This window comes from Streptomyces marispadix, assembly GCF_022524345.1.
Classification (GTDB): Bacteria; Actinomycetota; Actinomycetes; order Streptomycetales; family Streptomycetaceae; genus Streptomyces; species Streptomyces marispadix.
The window spans coordinates 2,579,563-2,603,378 of record NZ_JAKWJU010000002.1 but is presented as its reverse complement, the minus strand read 5'-3'; the positions used below and the strand labels follow the sequence as shown (position 1 = coordinate 2,603,378).

At 71.4% G+C, this 23,816-nt stretch carries 15 protein-coding genes; 6 read left to right on the top strand and 9 right to left on the bottom strand.

The annotated features are described in order from the left end of the window. Positions 1–100: 100 nt before the first annotated feature. Genes phtC through MMA15_RS10755 form a run of 5 tightly spaced genes read right to left on the bottom strand, consistent with a single transcriptional unit; the run spans position 101 to position 4,248 of the window. Positions 101–916 (bottom strand): 3,4-dihydroxyphthalate decarboxylase, encoded by an 816-nt coding sequence (phtC, locus tag MMA15_RS10775; RefSeq protein WP_241058890.1) that lies wholly within the window; start codon positions 914–916, stop codon positions 101–103. Next, the gene (gene hcaB / locus MMA15_RS10770) at positions 913–1,704 is read right to left on the bottom strand and encodes a 3-(cis-5,6-dihydroxycyclohexa-1,3-dien-1-yl)propanoate dehydrogenase (RefSeq protein WP_241058889.1); all 792 of its coding nucleotides are present in this window, start codon (positions 1,702–1,704) and stop codon (positions 913–915) included. The genes phtC and hcaB overlap by 4 nt, the downstream gene beginning before the upstream one ends. Then, positions 1,701–2,090, bottom strand: coding sequence for a hypothetical protein (locus tag MMA15_RS10765; RefSeq protein WP_241058888.1), 390 nt, complete (start codon positions 2,088–2,090; stop codon positions 1,701–1,703). The genes hcaB and MMA15_RS10765 overlap by 4 nt, the downstream gene beginning before the upstream one ends. Further along, the gene (locus tag MMA15_RS10760; RefSeq protein WP_241058887.1) at positions 2,087–2,779 is read right to left on the bottom strand and encodes a 3-phenylpropionate/cinnamic acid dioxygenase subunit beta; all 693 of its coding nucleotides are present in this window, start codon (positions 2,777–2,779) and stop codon (positions 2,087–2,089) included. The genes MMA15_RS10765 and MMA15_RS10760 overlap by 4 nt, the downstream gene beginning before the upstream one ends. Continuing rightward, positions 2,776–4,248: a Rieske 2Fe-2S domain-containing protein gene (locus tag MMA15_RS10755; protein ID WP_241058886.1), complete on the bottom strand. Its 1,473-nt coding sequence runs from the start codon at positions 4,246–4,248 to the stop codon at positions 2,776–2,778. The genes MMA15_RS10760 and MMA15_RS10755 overlap by 4 nt, the downstream gene beginning before the upstream one ends. A 231-nt stretch (positions 4,249–4,479) precedes the next feature. Here MMA15_RS10755 and MMA15_RS10750 point away from each other — a divergent pair, with 231 nt between their 5' ends. The 3 genes from MMA15_RS10750 (at position 4,480) to MMA15_RS10740 (ending at position 10,322) form a co-directional block, all read left to right on the top strand. Beyond that, positions 4,480–6,018, top strand: coding sequence for an aldehyde dehydrogenase family protein (locus tag MMA15_RS10750; RefSeq protein WP_241058885.1), 1,539 nt, complete (start codon positions 4,480–4,482; stop codon positions 6,016–6,018). Next, a complete protein-coding gene (locus tag MMA15_RS10745) occupies positions 5,999–7,945 on the top strand; it encodes a thiamine pyrophosphate-binding protein (protein WP_241058884.1) in 1,947 nt (648 codons plus the stop codon). Before MMA15_RS10750 ends, MMA15_RS10745 begins: the two co-directional genes overlap by 20 nt. A 289-nt stretch (positions 7,946–8,234) precedes the next feature. Beyond that, positions 8,235–10,322, top strand: a complete 2,088-nt coding sequence (locus tag MMA15_RS10740; protein ID WP_241058883.1) for an aconitate hydratase — start codon at positions 8,235–8,237, stop codon at positions 10,320–10,322. A 166-nt stretch (positions 10,323–10,488) separates the two neighbouring features. On the opposite strand, the gene MMA15_RS10735 is transcribed toward MMA15_RS10740, so the two are convergent. Beyond that, the gene (locus MMA15_RS10735) at positions 10,489–11,736 is read right to left on the bottom strand and encodes an aromatic acid exporter family protein (RefSeq protein ID WP_241058882.1); all 1,248 of its coding nucleotides are present in this window, start codon (positions 11,734–11,736) and stop codon (positions 10,489–10,491) included. A gap of 211 nt (positions 11,737–11,947) precedes the next feature. Between MMA15_RS10735 and MMA15_RS10730 the strand changes: the two genes are divergently transcribed. After that, a complete protein-coding gene (locus MMA15_RS10730) occupies positions 11,948–15,013 on the top strand; it encodes a beta-N-acetylglucosaminidase domain-containing protein (RefSeq protein ID WP_277400139.1) in 3,066 nt (1,021 codons plus the stop codon). A gap of 309 nt (positions 15,014–15,322) precedes the next feature. Here the strand turns inward: MMA15_RS10730 and car are convergent, their stop codons facing one another. Beyond that, positions 15,323–19,054 carry a carboxylic acid reductase gene (gene car / locus MMA15_RS10725; protein WP_241058880.1) on the bottom strand — a complete coding sequence of 1,244 codons (3,732 nt, stop codon included), beginning with the start codon at positions 19,052–19,054 and terminating at the stop codon, positions 15,323–15,325. Positions 19,055–19,216: 162 nt separating this feature from the next. Between car and MMA15_RS10720 the strand changes: the two genes are divergently transcribed. Together MMA15_RS10720 and MMA15_RS10715 are read left to right on the top strand one after the other, a co-directional pair. Beyond that, the gene (locus MMA15_RS10720; RefSeq protein WP_241058879.1) at positions 19,217–19,633 is read left to right on the top strand and encodes a hypothetical protein; all 417 of its coding nucleotides are present in this window, start codon (positions 19,217–19,219) and stop codon (positions 19,631–19,633) included. Positions 19,634–19,834: 201 nt separating this feature from the next. Next, positions 19,835–22,723: an AfsR/SARP family transcriptional regulator gene (locus MMA15_RS10715; RefSeq protein WP_241058878.1), complete on the top strand. Its 2,889-nt coding sequence runs from the start codon at positions 19,835–19,837 to the stop codon at positions 22,721–22,723. Positions 22,724–22,920: 197 nt separating this feature from the next. On the opposite strand, the gene MMA15_RS10710 is transcribed toward MMA15_RS10715, so the two are convergent. Together MMA15_RS10710 and MMA15_RS10705 are read right to left on the bottom strand one after the other, a co-directional pair. Further along, the gene (locus MMA15_RS10710) at positions 22,921–23,490 is read right to left on the bottom strand and encodes a M23 family metallopeptidase (RefSeq protein WP_241058877.1); all 570 of its coding nucleotides are present in this window, start codon (positions 23,488–23,490) and stop codon (positions 22,921–22,923) included. A 138-nt stretch (positions 23,491–23,628) separates the two neighbouring features. Next, the gene (locus MMA15_RS10705) at positions 23,629–23,814 is read right to left on the bottom strand and encodes a DUF397 domain-containing protein (protein ID WP_241058876.1); all 186 of its coding nucleotides are present in this window, start codon (positions 23,812–23,814) and stop codon (positions 23,629–23,631) included. Positions 23,815–23,816: the final 2 nt, after the last annotated feature.

Sequence of the window (23,816 nt, the reverse complement as noted above, 5' to 3'; positions counted from 1 at the left end):
CGTGGTGCCCGTCGATACGGACGCGAGCCGGGCTATGTCACAGGGCGAATCCGAATTTTCTGCATTGCAGAAGAACCTTCTTCACTGAGCTCGTGCCATGTCAAGCCCCGTGCACACGTCTGAGCGGAGTCGACGATTCCGCCAGGCGTGCCAGTTCGTGCCTCCAGGCCGTCGCGGTGTTGAACGCCCCGCCCAGATCCGGCAGTTCGGCCATGTCGCGCTCGGCGAGGTCGCACAGCTCGCCTCCCGCGCTGACGACGCGGAGCGAGATCCGCGCGATGCGGTCGACGCTCAGCGCCTGGAGCACGCACTCCTCGACGCTCGCCGCCGCGCTGGTCAGTCCGTGGCCGCGCAGCAGCACGACCGGACGGTCCCCCATGGACGCGACCATCTCCGCCGCCAGCCTCCGGTCCCGTATGAGCACGCCCCGCGGGTGGACGGGCACGCCTCCCGCGGCGAGACGCGCCCCCGGGATGTCGAAGGCTCCGACGACCGGCCGGATCGCGATGCCCGCGAGGTCGGCGGCGACGACCTCGGGCGGATGGGCGTGGCAGACCGCGGCGATGTCACCTCTGGTGCGCAACACCTCGGTGTGGAGCGGCAGTTCGTTCGGCGGGCGGTAGCCTCCCGCGAGTTCTTGCGGAGTGCCTGGCCGCCCGTCGAGGTCGACCAGCCGGATGTCGGCGGGGGTCGTGTACGCCAGGCCCCGCTCCTTCGGACCTCGGCACCGTATGAGCAGACGGCGCTCGTCGACACGGAGACTGATGTGGCCGAGGATGCCGTCGGCGAGGCCGCGTGCGGCCAGTACTCGGCACGCGTCCGCGATCGTGGAGCGCAGCGGCGAGAGTTCGCGGCCCGGTGGCGGCTCGGGAGGCCCCGGCGGCCTGCCGGTCGGTGGCTGTGACACGGCGCTCATGACCTCACCCCTGCTCCGCCGTCGCTGTGCAGCACGTCGCCGGTGATCCCACGGGAACGGTCCGAGGCGAGGAACACATAGCTCCACGCATGGTCCTCGCCCGAGAGCGCCACCCGCAGCGGAACCCTTCCGGCGATCTCCGCCGCACGGTCGGGGGCGTCGCCCAGGCTGCGGGCGCCCTGTCCTAGGCTGTCGAGCCCGCGCAGGTCCGTGCCGACGGTGCCGCCCGGTGCGACCGCGTTCACCCTTGTCTCCGGGGCGAGTTCGTGTGCGAGCGAGGCGACAAGGCCGCGCACGGCGAACTTCGACGAGACGTAGAGCAGCCCGCCGCGCCCCGGACGGTACGAGGAAGACGACTCGGTCAGTACGACCGCTCCCGTGGCGGGACTCTCACGCAGCGCCGGGAGGGCGGCCTTCACCGAGTGGATGTGGGACTTGACGTTGACGGCGAACATCTCGTCGAACGCCTCGTCGACACCGTCGGCGTCCAGATCCGTCAGCCCCCGGTAGAAGTCGAAGACGCCCACGCAGTTGACCAGTACGTCCAGACCGCCGAAGGCGGAGACGGCGGCGGCGACCGCCTCGTCGTTGGCCTGGCGGGTGGTGGCGTCGCCGGTGACCACCGGCGACTCCGGGACGTCGGCGGTGAGCCGGGCGCACTTTCCGGCATCCCGTTCGAGCACGGCCACCTGGGCGCCCTCGGCGAGGAAGGCGTCGACCACGGCCCGTCCGATGCCCGAACCGGCGCCGACGACGAGTGCGCGCCTGCCCGTGAGCCAGCCGTTCACGGCCTGCTCCCTTCGCCCGGGTTCCTGCCCGTGTCCATGGGCGCGTCCGCTTCCACGTCCCCGCTCTCGTGCCCGTCCCGGTCCCCGCTCTCGTGCCCGTCCCGGTCCCCGCTCTCGTGCTCGTCCTCGCCTTCGTCCCCGCCTTCGTCCTCGTCCGGGAAGAGCGGACCGAAGGGGTTGCCGAGCATCCTTGAGAACGTCTCGGTGTTCTGCCAGGTCAGAGCCTCGACTTCGAGCGGGCACAGCGTGATCCACCGGCCCGACTTGGGCGACTCGACCAGCAGCCGTGAGCCGTTGCGTGTCTCGACGCGGCAGACGCGTATCTCGGCGAACTCGTTGCCGAGCAGGATCGGTTCGCCCCGCTCCTCCAAAGGCCGCTCCGTCATAGGAAGATCGCCAGGTTCTGGGTGCGCAGCACCGAGTCGTCGGCAAGCACCGTGCGCCGTGCCAGCAGCCACCCGCCGCCGGGCGCACGGCGCAGCAGGTCCTCACGCCCCGCGGAGATCACCGTGGGCTCTCGTACGTCGCCGCGGCTGCGGTAGAGCAACAGGCCCGAGTCGACGACGAGATGACCGGGGTCGGCGGTCGCGAAGGTGCGCACGTCGGTGACGTGGTGCCGCAGCCGTGAGGGCGGGTCCTCGGTCCAGGCGTGCTCGGTGGCGAAGCGCGCCACGCGCCGCGACAGCGAGTACTTGTTCTCGTCGAAGTGGGCCATGCCGGGTGAGGAGTCGTAGCCCGTGCCGCGGGCCGTGGTGACGCGCACCGGCATGATGTAGTGCACGTCCTCGCTCAGCAGCGCGAGCCAGTCCTCGTAGCGCTGTGCGTCGAGTGTGTACGCCTCCTCCACGAGCCAGTGGTGGGCCTGTAGATGCCGCTCGTCGGAGAAGGGCAGCGACGGGCCGGTCCGCTGGAGCGTGGGGGCGTGGCCGCCGAGGGGTGAATCCGCGGAGTACGGACCGCCGTTGCCGCTCGGCCGACCGTGACCGCCCGCGCCGTAGCCGTCGTTTCCGCCCGCGCCGGAGCTGCTGTCGCCGGCGTGGACGTCCGTACGGCGCGGTGCTTTCGGCGTACTCATGAGGCCACCGCCCCGCTGCCCGGCGAGGGGGCCGTGGCCGACGTACCCGCCGCGTCCGCCGTGTCCGTGTCCGAGTCCGCGTCCGCCGTGCCGCCACCGTCCGGGCGGCTGACCTGGACCTGCCGTACCGGTGCCGGGGGCCGCTCCAGGCAGTCGGCCCAACGGCTCAGCAGATGACGCTGGTTGTACTCGCCGTAGCCGACGTACGCCTCGCCCGGACCCGAGAACTGCTCGGCCGTCAGCGGCGGCACCACGTTGCCGCCGTCCTCCAGCAGCCCCATACGGCTGTTGAGCAGCAGCCGCCTGGCCATCGAGCCCCCGGCGGTGCTGGTGAGCGAGACCCAGTTCTCCACGTCGTCCTGCTCGAACATCCCGGTGCTGCCGAAGCACATCAGATACGCCTTGTACGACAGCGCTTTGTACTCCTCCGGCGCCTCGGCGTCGACGGCGAACCAGGAGAGCACCTCGGTCTCGTCCGGCCCCACGGGCTGCCAGGTGCGCAGCGAGATGAACGGCAGCACGTCGTCGGAGTCCTCGACCCTCGGCCAGTTGTGGACGAGGCTCAGGTTGGGAAAGACGGATGCGGCGGAGATCAGGAAGCCGTCGCGGCCGACGACGTCGAGCTGTTCACGCGACCAGTTGGCCTTCATCCGCTCGATCATGGCGTCGGGGTAGCCGACGTAGCGCAGCCTCTCCTCCAGCGTGCCGGGCGGCAGTTTGTATGTGGTGCCGCCGCCGCTGCCCGCCCAGTAGGTGCAGCCGTCCTTGCGCTTCTCGGCCTTGGGCTCACGGAAGAGCCCGATCTCGACCACGCTCGTGTGGGTGTGCGGCGTGTGGTACATGTCGCCGGCGAAGTTCTCGGCGCCGATCTTCCAGTTGGCCTTGATGCGCCACCGCTGAGGGCCGCGCAGTTCGATGCCGCTTTCCGACTGCCGTGTGTAGTAGTCCAGATAGAAGGCGAAGTCGCCCAAGTAGTCCCGCAGCGGGGGCGCTTCGGGGTCCAGGCTGACGAAGACGAGACCGTTGTAGGTGCCCAGTGACGGTGCGGGCAGCAGCGTCTGGCCCTTCCTGCGGAAGCCCGCCTCGCCGCCGTAGGCGTCACGGTGGAAGGGCAGGCCCACCAGCCGCCCGTCGTTGCGGTAGGACCAGCCGTGGTAGGGGCAGCGGAAGTGCGTCGCGTTGCCCATCTCGGCGCGGCACACCTGCATTCCGCGGTGCAGGCACATGTTGAACAGGGCCCGCACCTGCCCGTCCTCGCCCCGCGAGACGATGAACGAGTCGTCCAGCACGCGGCGCACCACGTAGTCGCCGGGGTGCGGGATCTCCGACTCGTGCCCGACGAACACCCACGCGCGGTTGAAGAGCCGCTCGCGTTCGAGCCGGAAGATCTCCTCGTCGTTGTAGATGTGCGCCGGGATCATCCCTCGGCGTACGTCTGCGAAGAGGGTGGCCAGATCGGGATCGGTCATGGACGGCTTCACGCTCCAACCGCGGCGGAACGGCGAGCGCCGCGCCGCTGCCTGGGCTTCTGGGCCTCGAACGGTGTCTCTGCTTTGCAGAATCTATCTCCGAATAGGAGAATCACCGCCGTCGTGCGGGACTGTCAACCCCGTCGTCCCCGTTGACCCTCTTCAGCTTGCGGAGCTAGTTTCTGCTGACCAGAACATGCTCCACGACGTGCTTCCACAGAGGGGGCGGCCTTGTCAGCTTCGGAGGAGTCAGCGGAGTCCCGGACCCCGGAGGCGCCCGGCGAGTCGGTGGAGGCAGCGGCGGCGGCCGTCGCCGACCGGGAGTGGCACCTCACGGTGGGCGGCCACCCCCGCACCGCGGAAGGCGGACGTACCTACGGCGTCGAATGCCCCGCCACCGAGACGGTGATCGCCGCCGCGCCCGACGCCACGGAGCACGACGTGGACGCCGTCGTACGTGCCGCCGCCGACGCCGGGCCCGCCTGGAGCGCACTCGACGTACGTGAGCGGGGGCGGCGGCTGCGCGCGTTCGCGGAGGCGGTACGAGCCCACGCCGGCGAACTGGCCCTGCTCGACGCGCTCGACTCCGGCAACCCCGTGACCGCCATGCGCACCGATGTCTCCTGGGGCGCCGAACTCCTCGATCTCTTCGCGGACTTCGCCTCCCACCTCGGCGGCGCCACGATCCCCGCCTCCCCGGAGAACCTGCACTTCACCCGGCGCCGCCCCTTCGGGGTCGTGGCCCGGATCGTGCCCTTCAACCACCCGGCCATGTTCGCCGCGTCGAAGGTGGCCGCACCGCTGATGGCGGGCAACACCGTGGTGCTCAAGCCCTCCGAGACCACGCCGCTGTCCGCGCTGCGGCTGGCCGAGATCGCCGCCGGCGTGCTGCCGCCGGGCGTCCTCTCCGTGATCACCGGGGACGGCCCGGCTGCCTCCAGTGCGCTCGTACGTCATCGGCTGGTGCGCCGCATCGGATTCATCGGCAGTGAACGCGTCGGCCGTATCGTCCAGCGCGACGCCGCGGGCGCCGGCGTGAAGGAGGTCAGCCTCGAACTCGGCGGGAAGAACGCGCTCGTCGTATGCCCCGACGCCGACCTGGAGGCGGCCGCCGCGGGCATCGTGGGCGGCATGAACTTCGCCTGGTCAGGCGGCCAGTCCTGTGGCTCCACGTCAAGGGTGCTGCTGCACGCGTCCGTCGCGGACGAGGTGCTGGGAATGGTTCGCGAGCGCGTCGCCGCGATCCGCATCGGCTCGCCCGTGGCCGCCGATACGCAGATGGGACCGCTCGCCTCCAGGGCGCAGTACGAGAAGTCCCTGCGCTACATCGACATCGCGCTCGGCGAGGGCGCCACGCTCTTCCACGGCGGACGCCGGCCGCGCGGCCCGCGGTTCGAGCGCGGCCACTATCTCGAACCCACCGTCTTCACCGGCGTGAGGCCCACGATGCGTATCGCGCAGGAGGAGGTGTTCGGCCCCGTGATGTCCGTACTGACCTACGAGGACGTCGACGAGGCCGTCGGCATCGCCAACGGAGTCGACTACGGGCTCACCGCGAGCATCTGGACCCGCGACATCTCCGCGGCGCTCTCGCTCGCCGACCGCATCGAGGCGGGCTACGTCTGGATCAACGGCTCCTCGCGGCACTTCTGGGGCGTGCCCTTCGGCGGGACGAAGTCCTCCGGCGTCGGCCGTGAGGAGAGCGTCGAGGAGCTGCACAGCTACACGGAACTCAAGGCGGTGAACGTCCTTGTCCGACCGGGGACTTGAGCGGGAGCGCGGGCGTGAGCGGGCGGGCGGGTCCGAGGGGGCGCGCGGGGGCGAGGGAGAGCGCCGGGGCGCCGAACTCGTCGTCGAATGCCTCGCCGCCGAGGGAGTCCGCCATGTCTTCGGGCTGCCCGGCACGACGGTGATGGATCTGATCGACGCGCTGGCCAGGCAGGACGCCGTGCGGTATCTCTCCACACGGCATGAACAGGTCGCCGGTTTCATGGCGGACGGCTACTCCCGCGCAGGCGACGGCGGGCTCGGCGTCTGCCTCGCCTCGCGCGGCCCCGGAGCGGCCAATCTCTCCATCGCCGTGCAGAACGCGCACGACGAGTCGGTGCCGATGCTCGTCCTCGTGGGGCAGGTCCCCGGTTCCCTGCGCGAGCGGCGCTCCTTCGAGGAGATGGACGTCGTCGCGGCCTTCCGTCCCTTCTGCAAGTGGGCAGTGGAGATTCACGACGGCGAGCGCATCCCCGAACTGCTCCAGCGTGCGGTGCGTACGGCGGTGAGCGGCCGACCGGGTCCCGTCGTGGTCTCGCTGCCGCTCGACGTGCTCCAGGCCCGGGTCTCGGCGCGGCCCGCGCCGCGTGTGCGCTTCCACGCTCCGGCGCCCGACGCGGACGGCGTCGCGGAGGCGGCGGAGCTGCTGGCCGCGGCCGAACGCCCGGTGATCGTCGTCGGTGGCGGCGGCATCGGCGGAGGCGCCGGGGGCGCGACTGCCGCCGGGGCCGAGACCGCCGGGATTGAGGCTGCCGGGGCCGAGGCGGCTCATCTGGCTCTCGCGGAGGCCGCGGACGCGCCGCTGGTGACCACTTGGCTCCGGAAGAACGCCGTCGCCGACAGCAGCCCGGCCTTTCTCGGCGCGCTCGGCTACGGGGCCCACGACGTGACGGACCGGACCGTGCGGGAGGCGGACGTGGTGGTGGCGCTGGGCTGCCGCTTCTCCGAGTTCACCACCAAGCGGTGGACGCTGGTGCCTGCCGGGGCAGCGCTCGTCCACGTCGACGTCGACGCAGGCGAACTCGGCCGCGTACACCTGCCGCGTGTCGGTCTGGTCTCCGACGCGGTGGCCGCGTCCCGCGCACTGGCCGCGGCTCTCGGCGCGAGGGAGCCCGGTGCGAGGCAGTCCGGCGCGAGGGAGCCCGGCGGCGACCCCGCGGCGGACGAGGCACGAGCCGCGCGGCGTGCCGCTCGCCGGGAGTCGCTGCGCAGGGAGTACGAGCAAGCCACGGAGCTTCAACAGGCTGTGGACGGCGCCGGGTTGCACGAGCTGCACGGCAGCAAGCCGGGCTCGGGTTCCGGCACGGGTTCCGGCTCCGTCGGCGGGAACGTCGGCGGGAGAGGCCGCAGTACCGGCGGGACGGTGACGTCGCACGCCCTGACCCGGGGCGTGCGGCGGCTAGCGGAGACCGAGGGCGTGATCCTCGTACAGGACGTGCACACCTTCGGGCCCTGGGTCCAGCGGTTCGTCCCCTTCGACCGGCCGCGCAGCTACTACGGCTCGGCGGGCGGGGCGATGGGCTGGGGCTTCCCCGCGGCGATGGGCATGGCGAAGGCACGTCCCGGCGAGCGTGTCGTGGCGCTGAGCGGCGACGGCAGCTTCTGGATGGTCGCCCAGGACTTCGAGACCTGCGTACGCGAGGACATCCCCGTGGTGAACGTGGTCGTCAACAACTTCTCCTACGGCAACACCCGCGACCGGCAGCGCTTCGCACACGGCGGCCGTTACTCCGGTGTCTTCCTCGGCAATCCCGATTTCGCCGAGTTCGCAAGGCTGTTGGGCGGCCACGGCATACGCGTCACATCCGACGACGACGTGCTGCCCGCGTTCGAGGATGCGCTGGCGCAGCGGCGGCCGTGCATCGTCGACGTGGTGCAGAGCGAGACGGAGGGCCTGCCGGAAGGACTCCAGCCGCCCAAGGCCCGCTGATCCGGGGGCAGTCGCGCGGCGCCCGGGACCTTCGGCCGCGGGCCCGCTTCCCCCTCCCTACGCCGGTGCGTCTCCCCCCGCACGCGCGACTCCTCCGCGTCCACGGCAGCTCCCCACGTACAGGTGACGGCTCTCCCGGCGATCCCTGAAGTGATGAGCGGAGGACGTCGACGGATAGCGGCACCGCCGCCCGGGTACCCGCAGCGCCTCGGCAAGCACGCGGCGCGCAGGGCGCAGCAGCAGCACGTGGCTCACGTGCTCACACCCGTACAGCAGGAGGGAACCGGCCATGGCCAGCGCAGTCGAAGAGGCCGTCACGAGGGTCACGGGCCGTGGGGCCCGCGGGACCGTGGCGCAGAGTCTCATCCACGGCCACCTGGTCGAGGGCGAGGCGGTGCCCGGCCGTGAGATCGGTCTGCGCATCGACCAGACGCTGACGCAGGACGCCACCGGCACCCTGGTGATGCAGGAGCTGGAGGCGCTGGGGCTGGACCGGGTCCGAACGGAGGTCAGCGTCCAGTACGTCGACCACAACATCCTCCAGGCCGACGAGCGCAACGCCGAGGACCACAACTTCCTGCGCTCCGCCGCCCGGCGCTTCGGCCTGTGGTACTCCAAGCCGGGCAACGGCGTCTCCCACCCGACCCATATGCAGCGCTTCGGCGTACCGGGCAAGACCCTCGCGGGCTCCGACTCCCATACGTGCGCGGCCGGTTCGCTGGGGATGCTCGCCATCGGCGTCGGCGGCCTCGAGGTGGCGCTGGCCATGGCGGGACGCCCGCTGTACGTACGGATGCCGCAGATCTGGGGGGTGCGCCTGACGGGGCGGCTGCCGCCGTGGGTGAGCGCCAAGGACGTCATCCTGGAGCTGCTGCGCCGCCACGGAGTCAAGGGCGCCGTCGACCGCGTACTCGAATACCACGGGCCGGGCGTCGAATCGCTGACCGCGATGGACCGCCATGTGATCGCCAACATGGGTGCGGAACTGGGCGCGACCGCGAGCGTCTTCCCCTCCGACGAGGCCGTGCGTGAGTTTCTGCGCGCGGAGGGCCGCGAGGAGGACTTCGTCCCGGTGGCGGCCGAGCCCGACGCCGTCTACGACCTCGACGAGGAGATCGACCTCTCCTCCCTCGAACCGCTGATCGCGCGCCCGTCGTCACCGGGCAACGTGGTGCCCGTGCGGGAGGTCGCCGGGCGCCCCGTCGACCAGTGCGTCATCGGCTCGTCCGCCAACCCCGGGCTGCGGGACTTCTCCGTGGCGGCCGCCATGGTCGCCGGGCGGCGTACCGCCGACGGCGTCAGCCTCGACATCAACCCGACCTCGCGGGAGATCCTTCAGGACCTCACTCGTACGGGCGGCACCTTCGACCTCGTCGCCGCCGGTGCCCGGCTCCACCAGAGCGGATGCCTGGGCTGCATCGGCATGGGGCAGGCGCCCGCAGTGGGACGCAACTCGCTGCGCACGTTCCCCCGCAACTTCCCCGGCCGCTCCGGTACGGAGGAGGACTCCGTATGGCTCTGCTCCCCGGAGACGGCCACCGCGTCCGCGCTGACCGGCGTCATCACCGACCCGCGCGACTGGGCGGCCGACGTCGGGCTGGAGGCGCCGCGGCTGACGCTGCCGGAGAAGGCCAGCGTGAACACGGAGATGCTGGAGGCCCCTCTCCCCGCCGAGGAGGCGGCGTCGGTGGAGCTGGAGCGCGGCCCCAATGTCTCCGCGCTGCCTCAACTCGACGCGCTGCCCGACACGTTGGAGGGCCCGGTGCTGCTGAGAGCGGGCGACGACGTCTCAACGGACGAGATCTCACCCGCGGGCGCCCGCGCGCTTCCGTACCGTTCGAACATCCCGAAGCTCGCCGAGTTCACCTTCACCCGCATCGACCCGGACTATCCGCGGCGTGCCGCCGAGGCGGCGCGGCAGGAGACGAACAACGGGCACTTCGTCGTCGGCGGGGACAACTACGGGCAGGGCTCCTCGCGTGAGCACGCCGCGATCACGCCGCGCCATCTGGGGCTGCGGGCGGTCGTCGCCAGGTCCTTCGCGCGCATCCACTGGCAGAACCTCGTCAACTTCGGTGTGCTGCCGCTGGAGTTCGAGGACGGCGGCGACTGGGAGCGCATCTCCGCAGGGGACGTGCTGCGGCTGGACGGCCTTCGCGCCGCCCTCGGCGACGGGGCCCAGGGGGACGACGGGGGCGATGGCCGCGGCGGCGGCGCCCCGGGCCGGGCGGCGCCGGATACGACGCTGCGGATGCGGAACGTCACCCGCGACGAGGAGTACGCCGTGCGCCACCGGCTTTCCCCACGTCAGCGCGCCATGGTGCTGGCCGGGGGCATCATCCCGGCACTGGCGGCCGAGGGGCCTACGGCCCGTTAGGACGGCGGGAGGGCCCGCAGCCCCGACGGGCGCTCCACGGGTGGACGGGCGCTATACGGGCGGGAGACGACCGCGTCGCGCACGCCCGCAGGCGTGCGGAACGTGCCCCGAAGGTGCCCTGAACGTGCCCCGAAGTGCCCTTGACGGGCGCTGAACTAGCGGCCCGTCAGGCCGAGTCCTCGCGTCGCTTCCGCGGTCCGCTCGGCACCGGGACGCGGATACGGACCTTCTCCACGAGCCGCGTGAGCCACGTAGGCGCGGACGACTCACGGGTGTAGCGGTCCAGTTCCTCCGCGAGCCGGGCCGAGCGCTTCTCCACGTCCAGCTCGTCCAGCATCCGGTCGACCTCGGCGAGCAGCGCACCGTGCAACTGCCACTGCCGCGGATGGTTCTGCACGCCGAGCAGCAGCAGGTCCGCCGCACGGTCACGGGCCTCGCGGGCGGCGGACAGCTCCTCCACCAGCCGGGACTCCGCCGTGTCGGCGTCGGCGGTGACATCGCTGGTGACGAGGACCGCGAACGCCTTGACGGCGCCTGCCAGATGCTCGAAAAGCTCCTCCAGCGCGGCGGCCTCCTCCGGCTGGAACAGCGGCTCGTTCCGCCGTCTCTTGGCGAGGTCCGTGATCGTGCGGGCGGAGACGCGCAGCACCACCACGCAGATCTCCAGGGTGTCCAGCCCGGTGCGCAGCACGACCCGGGAGAGCAGTCCCTCCTTGACCCTCGGGTTGAGCTTCAGGCTCTCCTCGGCCTGCACCAGCGAGGCGTCCACCTGCACGATGTCGTGGTCGAGCCGCCTGGCCTCCTCCAGCCGTGCCGCCGCGTCCTCGACGGGTTTGTGGCTGCCGAGCTCCTCGCCTACGCGCCGGATGAGATTGCGCAGGCGGCCCGCGAGGTCCTCGATGGCCTCGCTGGCGGAGCGCGTCCACACCGGCGGCACGAAGAAGACGTTGAACAGCAGGCCCACCACCGCTCCGATGAGGGTCTCCAGCACCCGGTCGAGGGCGGTCTCGGCGACGCGGGTCACGCTCACGCCCAGCACGAGCATGGCGCTGATCGCGACCTCCGGTACGAACTCCTTCACCCGTACGAGGTGACCGGCCGTCAGCGAAGCGAGGATCAGCACCCCCAGGGACCACCAGCTCAGGCCGACGAGATTGCTGAAGCCGACGGCTACGAGCACGCCCGCGACGACGGCGTTCACGCGCCTGATGCCACGGGTGAGCGTGGCGTAGAGGGTGACCTGGACGGTGAGGAGCGTGGTCAGCGGGGCGAGGAGCGGGACTTGGGCGTTGCTCAGCCACAGGGCGGCCAGATAGCTGAGCACGGCTGCGGCGGTGGACCGGAGAGTCTGGGCGACCGCGGGCTCGTTGCGGCGCCGGGCGAGTTCGGCGAGGGGTTCGGGAACGGCCGGCACGCGCTGCCCTTTCCCGCTGCGGCACGTCAGCGGGCGCGACGGGGGCGCTTGCCACCCGTTCGGGAGGCGGGGACCAGCCGGACGAGTTCCAGCCGGCTCCGGTCTCCGACTCCGGGGCGCCGTCCGTGACTTCTGCCTGCCGGAGGGTGGACCGGTACCGGCGGCGGTGCTTGGGTGGTCGAGACCATTTCCCAGCGCTTGGAAGGACCGCATGTCCACACGCCGCGATCCCAGGTCACGACGTACTTTCCCGCGTTACGCGGCGTGTGTGCTGGCGGCCGTCGTGAGCGCCTGCCTCGGTGCGGCGGACGTCTCCGCGGCGGCGGTGCACGTGCCGGAGGCGTCTTCGCACGGTGCTTCCGAGTCCGGGGCCCAGGCCCCTTCCGAAGGTTCTTCCGGAGGTTCTCCGGGAGGTGCTTCTGGAGGTTCTTCGGCGGGTGGTGACACGGAAGGCCCGGCCACGGGTTCGCCCCCGGGCTCGCTCCCGGGCTCGGTCTCGGCGCGGCTCGCGCCACAGCCGCAGTCGCTGGTGCGGCGGGGCGCGGACATCCCCCTCCCGCGCAGGGCGTCCGTCGTCACCGGTGCGCACGCCGACCGGCCCGCCCGACGCGCCCTCCTCGGCGTACTCCGGGAGGCCGGAGTACAGCCGCGCACCGCCACCGAAGCGGAGGCGGAGCGGGAGGCCGCCGGGCGGCCCGGCTCCGCGCTCACGGTCTTCCTCGGCGTACCCGGGCAGAACCCGGCCGTGGGACGTGCCCTGCGCGACATGGACGTCCGCGGCCCCGGCGGATTGCCGTCGGGCGGCTATGCGCTGGCCTCGGGCCGCGCACCGGGGAGGCCGGGCTCCCGGCTGGTGCTTGCGGGCGCGGACGGCTCCGGCACGTACTACGCGGTGCAGACCCTGCGTCAGCTCATATCCGGGCGGCCGGGCACGCGTCCCGCTGTGCCGTCCTTGACCGTGCGGGACCGGCCGCGGATGCGGTCGCGCGGCGCCATCGAGGGCTTCTACGGGAAGCCCTGGTCGCAGCGGGACAGGCTGCGTCAGCTCGACTTCTACGGCGCGCACAAGATGAACACCTACATCTACGCTCCGAAGGATGACCCGTACCACAGGGAGAAGTGGCGCGAGCCTTATCCGGCGGCGAAACTGAGGGAGTTGGCGGAGCTGAACCGGCGTGCCGACGCGCGCCACGTCGACTTCGTCTTCTCCGTCTCACCCGGCCTGGACGTGTGCTACTCCGATCCGGCCGAGCTGAGGGCGCTGCGTAAGAAGGCCGGGGCGCTCTGGGACATCGGGGTCCGCGACTTCGGGTTGTTCTTCGACGACATCGACCCGGAGCTGAAGTGCGCCCGTGACAAGGAGCGCTTCGGCGACGACCCCGATCCGTCGGCGGCGGCACAGGCCCATCTGCTCAACGAGTTCCAGCGCACCTTCCTGGACCCTCGGGAGGGCGCCGGACGGCTGTCGACCGTCCCGACCGAGTACTCCGGCACCGAATCCTCCCCGTACCGGAAGCGCTTCGCGAAGCTCGTGGGCGACGAGATCGTCCTGTACTGGACGGGGCCGGAGGTGGTCTCTCCCACCGTCGGCGACGAGGACGCCGAAGCAGCCGCGGACGTCTTCCGGCACGATCTGATCCTCTGGGACAACTACCCCGTCAACGACTTCCTTCCGCGACGGCTCTTCCTCGGGCCGCTCAAGGGACGTTCGAGGACGCTGGACGAGCACGGCATCGTGGGTCTCGCCGCCAATCCGATGCCGCAGGCCGAACCCTCCAAGGTGGGTCTTGCCACCGCGGGCGACTACGCCTGGAATCCCGCGGGTTACCGCCCCGGGCGGTCCTGGGAGGCGGCGCTTCGCGACATCGGCGGGCGTGCGCGTGACGCGCTGCGTACGTTCGCGGACAACAGCCGCTCCTCCGACCTCGGCCGCACGGAATCGCCCCGACTGGCCACGCGCATCGAGGACTTCTGGCGTGAGCGGCGTCAGCAGCCCCCCGCACCTGGGTCCCAAGTCCCTGGCAGCGTACGGAACTCGGCACCGGTAGGCGCGCCCGCACCAGCGCGTGCGCGGGCGGGCGGGGCCACGGAGGCGCTCATCGCGGAGTTCACCGCGATGGCACGGGCACGCGAGGAACTGCGGTCCGGCCTCGACGATCCCGCCTTCGCCGAACAGGCAGGACCCTGGCTGACCAAGCTGCGCCGCTACGGTGAGGCGGGCGCCGCCGCGGCACGCTCGCTGGCCGCACAGCGCGACGGCGACGGCCGGCTCGCCTGGCAGGAGCGGGTGAAGAGCGTACGAGCGGCGAAGTCCGCCCACAGGGTCTACGAATCGGTCGCCCCCGGCGTCATGGACCGCTTCCTCGACGACGCGGCGTCCGCGAACCGCGTCGTGGACGTCGACGCACCGAAGACCGCGCCCGCCGGTTCCCCGGTCACGCTCGGCGCCGAGGTGCACGCGGGCAGGACGCCCGTCGAGAAGGTGGAGTTCCGCGCCGGTTCCAGGAAGATCGGCGTGGCCGAGTCGCCGCCGTACCGGGTGCGTTGGGACTCCGCGCCGGAGGGGCTGCATCTGGTGACCGCGCGTGCGGTGGCCCGCGACGGCGAGTCCGTCACCTCTCCGGTGGCTCGCCTGAAGGCAGGCGAGCCCGACCCGGTGCTGCTGCTGGTGGGCGACGACGCACCCGTACCGGAGGGCGAATCGCTCAGCTCCGGTGACGCGGCCGTAAGGGACCGGCTCGAACACCTCGGCCACCCGGTGGAGGTGGCACGTGGTGAGGACTCGCGGCCCGGCGACGCCCGGGGCAAGGCGGCCGTGGTGATCTCCTCGACGCTGTCCTCGGGCAGCGTGGGCTCGAAGTTCCGTGACGCCGACGTGCCGGTGCTCACCTGGGAGGCGCAGGTCCTCGACGACATGCGGATGGCCACGGGGCCGGGAGAGACCTTCGGGGTCGAGAAGCTGCACGTCACCGACCCCGACTCGCCGCTGGCGGCGGGGCTTTCGGGCGACACGTCCGTGTACCGGGGGAAGGACCGCCTGCGCTGGGCACGACCGGCGGCGGGTGCGGAGACCGCGGCGTCGCCGCCAGGCGACCCGGACGACGCGGCGCTGTTCGGCTACCGCACCGGGGACCCGATGGTCGAGATGAAGGCCCCGGCGCCCCGGGTCGCCCTCTTCCTCTCGGACGAGGGGCTGACGAAGGACGTCGTGACAGGAGACGCGGTACGGCTCTTCGACGCGTCGGTCCGCTGGGCGCTCGACGAACGGGGGCCGTGAGCGGGCCCCTGGGCCCTGCCGTGGTGTGTCTGAAGCGGCGTGACTGAGCTGCCTGCCTGCTGCTTCAACCGGCTGACCGGACTGCCTGCTTGAGCTGCCCGCGTGGAGTGCCTGGTTGAGCTGCCCGCCTTGAATCGGCCCTTGCCGTACGGGACTTGGGCGAATGAAAGCCGTCCGGCACGAGTGGACCCGGCGGCCGACGGCGTGCGCTCGGGGAAGGACCCCGAGGCGGCACACCGTCGGCCCGACCGGGCCGAGACAGCCGCGACGGCGGCGAGCAGCCGTGAAAAGCCGTGCGCGGCCTGGGACTCAGAGCAGCCCGAGGTGCCGTAGATCCGCGGTGTACTTGGCGATGAGCGAGGGCCCAAGCCGGGGAATGGAGCCGTCGTCGCCCACGCCCGCTTCCCGCACCGCGTCGCTGAACCTCTCCACGGGTACGCCCGCTCCGGCTGTCGCCCGCATCGGCTCGCGGAACGCGTCGAGCAGCGGAAGCAGCGAGTGCTGCCGTTGTTCTTCCGGCAGGCCGCGCAGCGCGGTCTCGAAGCGTGCGAGCCATTCCCCGTAGTCGTCGATGTGCTGTATGGGCCTGGCACTGTCGGCCAGCCAGTCGACGAGGACGTCGAGGGAGACGCCGTCGTCGTGCGGGTTGACGACGTTGTACGTGTCGAAGCCGCCGTGCGTGAACCGTTCGGCGATCGCTGCCACAGCCTCGGCGGTGAAGTCGGCCGGGAGCCCGTCGAAGTGCGGCCGCGGGCTCCGGCCCCCGCGCCCGCCTCCCCTCTCGCCCTCCCCGGCGGAGCCGCCGTCCCCGCCGTCCCCGCCGTCGACACCCGTTTTGTAGAAGGAGCTTGGCGCGATACCGGTCGCGACGAGGCTGAGCATCAGCCGGGTGAAGAGGTCGGGGACGTTCAACTGCCCTCGGTAGCGGCTGTGCGCGAGGATCATGTCCGAACGGAACACCGCGCAGGGCAGCCCGCACAGGTCGTGGGCCTCCCGCAGCAGCACCTCACCGGCCCATTTGCTCGTGCCGTAGCCACCCGCGTACGAGCTGTCGATGCGGCGTACGGGCACGGCCGCGCGGATGTCGCCGTCCTCGGTGAGGGGGCCGGGAAGCTGAGTGCCCGCGGCCATGCTGGAGACGAAGACGAACGGTTTGATCTGGGTGGTGACCGCGAGACGGATCAGTTCGGCGGTGCCCGCCACATTGGGGCCGAAGAGCTGGTCGTAGGGCAGCACATGGTTGACCAGGGCGGCCGGGTGGGCGATCAGATCGACGTCGGCTGCCAGACGGTCCCAAGTCGCCCCGTCCAGGCCCAGGTTGGGCTCATCGAGATCGCCTGCCAGCACCTCCAGCCGACCCGCGGCCGTCGACTGCCGGTAGCGCGCGAGCAGTTCGGGGTCGCCGGTGTCGAAGGCCGCGTCGAGCCTCCGGTGCGCCTCCTCGTCGTCGGCGCCGCGTACGACGCAGACGAGGGTGCCGCCGCGTTCCGCCAGCCGCTGAAGCCATTCGAGGCAGAGGAATCTGCCGAGATAGCCGTTGGCGCCGGTCAGCAGGACCGTACGCACGGGGTTGCCCTGCCGGGAACGCGGCAGCGCCTTGGCCTCGTCGAGCACGGCTGCGTCGATGAACTTCTCCAACGTGAGGTCCTCGGCGCGTACTTCCGGTGCTCGGCCTGCCTCGCGCGCCCCCGTCCCGTCCGCTTGCGCGGTGCCGTCCGCTGCGCCGGCGCCCGCCCCGTGCACGGTGGCGTACGTGGGCCGCGCGGGGCAGGAGGAGCCGAGGCGCGATTCGACGTACCCGGCCAGCCGCCGCAGATCCGTGGTGGGCCCGGTGACGAAGCCCACCGGCACCTCCACCCCGTAGATGTCGTACAGCAGCCGGGAGAAGGACAGGGCTGAGAGCGAGTCGCCGCCGAGGTCGGTGAAGTGGACGCCGGGGTCGAGGTCGGTGGAAGAGCAGCCCAGCAGGCTGCGCACTGCCCGGCCGACCGTCTCCTGAACTGGCCGCCCGCGACCCTCTCGGCGCAGCGCACGCAGTTCGCTGCTCTGCTCGGCGGCGATGTCGGTGTAGAGCTGTTCGAGGCGACGCGCGTAGCGTGCCTTGGCCATGGGCCGTGCCAGCTTGCCCGCGTCCGTGAGAAGTCCGTTCGCGATGCTGAAGGGCTCGGTCTCCACGATGAAGTCCCGTGGGATCTCATAGGAGTTGAGTCCGGCCTCCTTGGCGGTGCGCTGTAGCTCCCCGCTGAGTGCGGACTTCAGCGCGCCCGTTCGGCCGTCGGACTCCGCCCGCTCGACCGCGTCGGGCGTGGGCACGACCACGGCGAGCAGATAGGAGCGTTCGCTGCTTCCGTATACGAAGACCTGCCGTATCAGCGGGCTTTCGGCGAAGACCGTCTCCAGCCGTGAGACGGCCACCAACTCGCCCTGGGAGAGCTTCAGTACGTTCTTGGTGCGGTCCACGTAGACCAGCTCGCCGGGGCCGGTCAGCGCCATGATGTCGCCGGTCCTGTAGTAGCCGTCCTCGTCGAAGGCCGCGGCGGTGGCGTCGGGCCGCTTGTAGTAGCCCGCCATGATCATCTCGGTCTTCACCCGCAACTCGCCCCGCGGGTAAGGGGAGTCGGTACCGAAGTAGCCCAACTCCGGTACGTCCGCGAGCTTGTAGTCGATGACCGGCGGAGCGAGCCTGTGGCCGGTGGTGATCATCCCGGCCTCCGTGGCGCCGTAGCCGTCCAGCGGCTTCAGTTCCAGGCACGCCTCCAGGAAGGCCGCCGTCTCGGCGTCCAGCGGCGCGCTGCCGCACATGACGCGCACGATACGGCCGCCGAGCACCTGCTCCCGCCACTGCGTACGGACCTCTGCCTCGACGGCCGCGCGGGAACCGCCCCCGCTCCCCCCGCTCCCCCCGCTCACACGCCTGTCGACCTCAGACTGGTACTGCTGGAAGACCATCTCCGATATTCGCGGCACCAGCATCAGATCGGTGGGCCGTACCAGCGACATGTCCTCGAAGAGAAGCGACAAGTCGCTACGGGCGGTGAAGTGGACCGTGCCGCCCGCGCTGAGCGTGCTGAACAGCATGTAGCGGCCCGCGAGATGGCTCATCGGGAGGTAGTTGAGCGTGATGACCGGGGTGTCGGTCTTACGCCACGAGGCGCCCCAGAGGTAAGTGGCCAGCCGCTGGGTGTACATGGCGCCCTTGGGCGCGCCGGTGCTGCCTGAGGTGTAAAGCAGCGACGTGAGCGAGTCCTCGCCGACCGAGGTGCACAGCGGCGCGTCCGGCAGCGAACTCCCGCGTTCCAGCATGGAGTTCAGCACGTCCATGGCGACGGGCGAACCGGCCGCCGCCAGCCGCCGCGCCGCCGCCTCATAGCGCTCGCGGTGCTCGTCGGCGGCGAGTTCGCAGTCGAAGACGATGAGACGGCGCAGCGAGGCGGCGGCCTCTCCCTCCACGCCGAGGGCCAACTCGACGGCGGTGTCGAGCAGTTCGAGACTCGTCGCGAGGATGCGGGGGGCGGTCTCCGCGACGATCGGCCCGAGTACGCCGACGCCGGCACCGGCGTGCAGCGGTACGGAGACGAGGCCCAGATGCACGCACGCCAGGTCGACGGTCGCGTAGTCACCGCTGGTGAAGCCGAGCGTGCAGACGAAGTCCCCCGCACCGGCAGGGCATTTCGGGTCGGAGGCTAACTCGCTTGCGAGCGCCTGTATCCGTGACCGCACCTCGCGGTAGGTCACGGCGTGGAACTCCGGCAGCAGCTCAAGGGCCGTGCGGCCGGTATCCGGATCGGTCACCAGCTTCTGCACGCGCTCGGCGAAGGCGGGACGGTCGGCGTAGCCCGCCATGACCGTCGCCATGATGCGCGGAAGCCCGATGCCCGGTTCCCTGATCGCGTCCGTCACCTCGTCCAGGGGCTTGGCGTCCCTGAACTGCCGGTCCACCTCGTAGAGTCGAGCGGCGCGGCGCTCCGCGGGCGAGCGTTCCGGTACGCCGCTCGCGTCCTCGTCGCCGTCCTCGCCCTGGGCCTGCGCTTTCACTGCCATCGCGTCTCCTGTTCGCCGTGACGTCGGTTTCGTTCGGGCATCGCGGCGACCCTACGCACAGCGGGGCGGGCGATGGCCTGTGCGCTTACCGAGGTGCGTACTCGGCCATGAGCGGGCGGTGACGGCGCGTACCGTGTGGGGGAAGTACGGCGAGGAGGCGACATGGACGGAGACGATCCGCACATCCACGTCGAGTCGAAGGTCGTCGGCGGTGCGGCTGCCGTCCGCAGTGTCACGGCGTCCACGTTCGGCCTGGCCGGCGATCTGCCGAGCGTCGTCACCAGCGGATGCGGCACGAGCGTGCCGTATGCGATGACTTCGTCCCGCCCGGACCGCGTCACCTGCCTTCCCTGCCGTGAGCACGCCCGCCGTGAGCATCTGCGCTTCGCGGACCAGGTCGAAAGCCTCAGCCGCATGCCCGGCTCGGTCATCACGCCCGAACAGGCGAAACCGGCGGCGGACGAGCACCGCGCTCTCGCACGCCGATTCGCCGACGGGGGCGGGGAGGCGGAGCAGGGCGGCTACGGCGCCGGAGGCGACGGCAGTGGGTCCGGCAGTGGGTCCGGTCCCCGGGCGTGAGCCGGTCGGGGCCGTGACGCGATCGGCGTCCGCCGTGTGAAGCCGACGTTCGCAGCCCAAGGCCGTGACGCGGGCCGGAAGGCGCCGTAAGGGGGTCACAACAGGGAGCACGACAGGGCTCGGCGTCACGAAACCCTGTTCGGGCACCCGCGTACACAAGTACGCTGCGCCGCAGTTGCGGATTGTCGCGGAGGCGCGTCGATGGGGGAGCCTGCGTTCGGAATCCTGGGACCGCTCCAGGTGTGGGCGAGTGGTGCGCCGGTCCGCGTCGGCGGGCCCAAGCCCAGGGCGGTGCTGGGCACACTGCTGTTGCAGCCCGGGGGGTTCGTCTCGGTCGATCTGCTGACCGAGGTGCTCTGGCCCGGCGGCGCGCCCCGTTCCGCCGTCGCCAACGTGCGCACCTACGTCCGTACCCTCCGGCAAGCGCTGACCGAAGCGGGCGTCCCCACCGAGGCGTTGAAGACCGAGGCGTCCGGCTACACCCTCGACGTGGCCTCCGGCGACGTCGACCTGCTGCTCTTCGAACAGCGGCTGGACCGTGCCCGAAACGAGTGCGAGGCAGGCGACGACGCCGCCGCCCTGCGCAGCTACGAGTCGGCGCTGGGGCTGTGGCGCGGCGGCGTGCTCCAGGACCTGCCGCCGACCGTCGTATGGGACCCGGCGATCACCAGGATCGAGGAGCTGCGCTCGGTCGCTGTCGACAAGTGCCTCGAAACCCGGCTGCGCCTGGGTGAGTTCGTGCCGCTGGTCGCCGAACTGCGGTCCCGGCTGACCGAGGACCCCCTGCGCGAGGACCTGTGGCGGATGCTCGTACAGGCCCTGCGCGACTCCGGCCGTACCACCGAGGCGCGGTCCGCCTACGCCGAGGCCGAGCAGACGCTCGCCGTCGAACTCGGCATCGAGCCCAGCGAGCCCCTGCGCGCCGTCGGGGAGGAGGTCAACGGATACGCCGCCCGCCGCCGCACCACGGAACGCACACCGGTCTGCCAACTTCCCATGGACGTACCGGATTTCACCGGACGCGCCGCCGAGATCGCCGCCCTGGAGAGGCTGTTGTCGACCGCCGGGCGGCAGCCTGTCGTGGCCGCGGTGTCGGGCCCGCCGGGGTGCGGAAAGTCCACGCTGGTGGTGCATGTGGCACACCGGGTGCGCGAAGCCTTCCCGGACGGGCAACTCTTCGTCGACCTGGGCGGACTGGGCGAACAGCGGCGCGAACCCTCGGCCGTGCTCGCCGAGATGCTGCGCGCCCTCGGAGTCATCGACAGCGCGATCCCCGTCGAACTGGGCGAGCGTGCCGCCCTGTTCCGTTCGCGTCTCGCACAGCGCCGGTTCCTGATCGTCCTCGACGACGCCGCCGGCAGCGCACAGGTACGCCCGCTGCTTCCCGGCACCGGAGGCTCGGCGGTGCTCGTCAGCTCACGCCGCAGAATGCCGGAACTGCCCGCGTACCACTCCGACCTGGGTGTGATGGAACGCGACGACGCCCGCGCCCTGTTCGGCGCGATCGTCGGCCCCGACCGGCTGCGGACGCAGGAAGCCGACACCGACCGGGTGCTCGCCGGGTGCGGCTCGCTGCCGCTGGCCGTACGCATAGCGGGTGCGCGGCTGGCGAACCGTGCCGGCTGGACCGTCTCCACCCTGGCCGACTTCCTCAACGACGAGCGCGGCCGTCTGGACCAGCTCCAGACAGGCGAGTTGGAGGTACGGGCGAGCGCGGAGCTGAGCTACCGGCACCTTCCGGAACCGGCGGCGAAGGTCTTCCGCGTCTTCGGCGAGCTGGGCGGGGAGGCGGCGGCGGGCTGGCTCATCGCGCTGGCGATGGGCCGCGCCGACGAAGCCGCGGCGGGGCTGGAGACGCTGCTCGACGAGCATCTGGTCGAGGTCGTGGGCACCGACAGCCTGGGGCTGCACCGTTACCGCATGCACGATCTTCTCCGCTGCTACGCACGTGAGCTGACCGACAGCGAGCCCGCCGCAGCCCGCCGGGCGCGGGGGCTGCGCATTCTCGACGATCTGATCGCGCTCACCCGGGTGGCGAACTCGGCGATGCCCACGCGTTTCCTGGGCGTGCTCGGCGAACCCGCCCCGCCGGAGGGTCCCGCCGCCGAAATCGTCCCCGTCGTACGCGACAAGCCCGTCGAGTGGCTGGAGACCGAACGCCGCATCCTCGTCTCCGCCGTCGAATCCGCGCTGCGGCACGGCGAGGTCTCCCGCGCGGCGGACCTCGCCGTCGAACTGGCCGGATTCTTCGACATGCGCGGCTACTACGACGACTGGCTGCGGACACATCGGCTCGTGCTCGACGCGATGCCGGTCCACTCCGGCGTACGGGCCGCGGCGCTGCTCCGCAACCTCGGACAGCTCCACCTCTACCAGGACCGCTACGACGACGCGCTCGCGTCGTTCGACCGCTCGCGTGCGATCTTCTCCGGTCTCGGCCACCTATACGGCGAGGCCGTCGCCGCGGTGGGCGCCGGGTCCGTGCACCGGGTCGTGGGCCGACTCGACTCCGCGCTGACGGAGTTCACGGACGCGATGCACTGCTTCGCCAAGGCCGGGGACCGGCACGGAGAAGCCGTCGCGCACAACGCGATCGCCTCGGTGTGGCTGGAGCGACAGGAACCGGACGCGGCGGCACCCTGGCTCGACGAGGCGCTGGCCATCTCGTGCGACGTCGGCGACCGGCACCGCGAGGCGCAAGTACGCCGCCGCATCGCGGTGCTTCACGAACTGCGGGGCGAACCGCAGGGCGCACACCGCGAGTTGGAGCGGGCTCTCGGCATCTTCGACGACCTCGCCGACACCCACTGCGCGGCATACGTCCAGCAGAGCATCGGCGAACTGTGCCTCCGCCAGGGCAAGGCCGGTGAGGCGTCGGCCCTGCTGGTCGGCGCGCTCGCCGTGCAGCAGCAGCTCGGGGACCGCCGCGCGGAGGCCAGCGTCGCCTGCCTGCTGGGCGAGCTGCACCGCACGACCGGCCGGGAGCGCACCGCGCGGCGCTACTTCCATCGCTCCCTTTCCACATGGCGCCGCCTCGACGCCCGGGACGAGGCGGAACTCGTGGACGCGAAGCTGAGATCGCTGCGCTGACGAGGACGCGCCCGCGCCCGGCGTGCCCGTACTCCGGCACGTGCGTACGACTGTTGCGGCACGGACCTCACCGCCGCGCCACCGCCTTGGTACGCCCCGTGCCGCACCATGGCCGTCGCCGGTGACGATCCCCGTGGCGTCGGCGGCGAGCGCCCGCGCCGCGAAGTGCCGTATCGACTGCCGCGCCGACTGCCTTGTCAGCCGCAGTTGTTGCGGCTCTCCTGCGAGCGCTTCGTGTAGTCGCTCCAGCGGAAGCCCTGTACGACGGACACGACCACGTCGCCGTTCTGTATCTGCTCGTAGTGCAGATGGGGAGTGAAGTCGTAGATCGCGGAGGTGGCGCCGACCTTCCCGATCTGCTGTCCCTGCTTCACCTGGTCGCCGCGGGCGACGCCGCGGGACTTCAGATGGGCGTAGCGCGTCTGCCATCCGTTGCCGTGCCCGATCACGATCGTGTTGCCGTAGCCGTCGCTCTTCGAGTAGTAGGAGGCGACGACCTTGCCGGGCGCGCTCGCGAGCACGACGCGGCCCCTGTCGTCAGGTGTGCCCCCCGAGTCGTAGTGGTTCCAGTCGATCGAGTGGTTCGGGCTGTGCCCGTCCCAGTTGCTCCCGACCCAGCTCTGACCGCACCGGAACGGCACCTTGAACGCGGGCCGGGCAGCGGCCGACGAACTCGCGCCGGGCGTCGCGACGACTACGGGCGCCGCGACCACGAGGGCCGCGACCCCGCCCCCGGATGCCAGCAGCCAGCGGGTGCGTCTCTTCATGACTCTCTCCTTGTCGTCGGTCGTCGGTGGTGACCGGCCGATTCAAGGAGGCGGGCATACAAAGGGGATACATTCCGGGACGGGGCCCGGTCTCACCGCAGGAACTGCTCACAGGCGGGCCCTGTGAACACTCCTTTCTCAGACGTCGAGTCGGCCCGCTCGCAGTGCGGTGACGAAGGACGTCCAGGCGCGCGGCTGGAAGTGGAGTGCGGGGCCGCGCTGAATCTTGGAGTCGCGTACGGGCACGCTGCCCGGAAGGTTGTCGGCGACCTCGACGCAGTTGCCTCCGTCTTGGTTGCTGTAGCTGGACTTGCGCCAGGCCATGG

Coding starts and splice junctions, on each gene's coding strand:
- MMA15_RS10720 (WP_241058879.1), top strand. CDS start 19,217: ATGGACGGAGACGATCCGCACATCCACGTCGAGTCGAAGGTCGTCGGC.
- car (WP_241058880.1), bottom strand. CDS start 19,054: ATGGCAGTGAAAGCGCAGGCCCAGGGCGAGGACGGCGACGAGGACGCG.
- MMA15_RS10730 (WP_277400139.1), top strand. CDS start 11,948: ATGTCCACACGCCGCGATCCCAGGTCACGACGTACTTTCCCGCGTTAC.
- MMA15_RS10765 (WP_241058888.1), bottom strand. CDS start 2,090: ATGACGGAGCGGCCTTTGGAGGAGCGGGGCGAACCGATCCTGCTCGGC.
- MMA15_RS10740 (WP_241058883.1), top strand. CDS start 8,235: ATGGCCAGCGCAGTCGAAGAGGCCGTCACGAGGGTCACGGGCCGTGGG.
- MMA15_RS10755 (WP_241058886.1), bottom strand. CDS start 4,248: ATGACCGATCCCGATCTGGCCACCCTCTTCGCAGACGTACGCCGAGGG.
- MMA15_RS10705 (WP_241058876.1), bottom strand. CDS start 23,814: ATGGCCTGGCGCAAGTCCAGCTACAGCAACCAAGACGGAGGCAACTGC.
- MMA15_RS10715 (WP_241058878.1), top strand. CDS start 19,835: ATGGGGGAGCCTGCGTTCGGAATCCTGGGACCGCTCCAGGTGTGGGCG.
- phtC (WP_241058890.1), bottom strand. CDS start 916: ATGAGCGCCGTGTCACAGCCACCGACCGGCAGGCCGCCGGGGCCTCCC.
- MMA15_RS10710 (WP_241058877.1), bottom strand. CDS start 23,490: ATGAAGAGACGCACCCGCTGGCTGCTGGCATCCGGGGGCGGGGTCGCG.
- MMA15_RS10760 (WP_241058887.1), bottom strand. CDS start 2,779: ATGAGTACGCCGAAAGCACCGCGCCGTACGGACGTCCACGCCGGCGAC.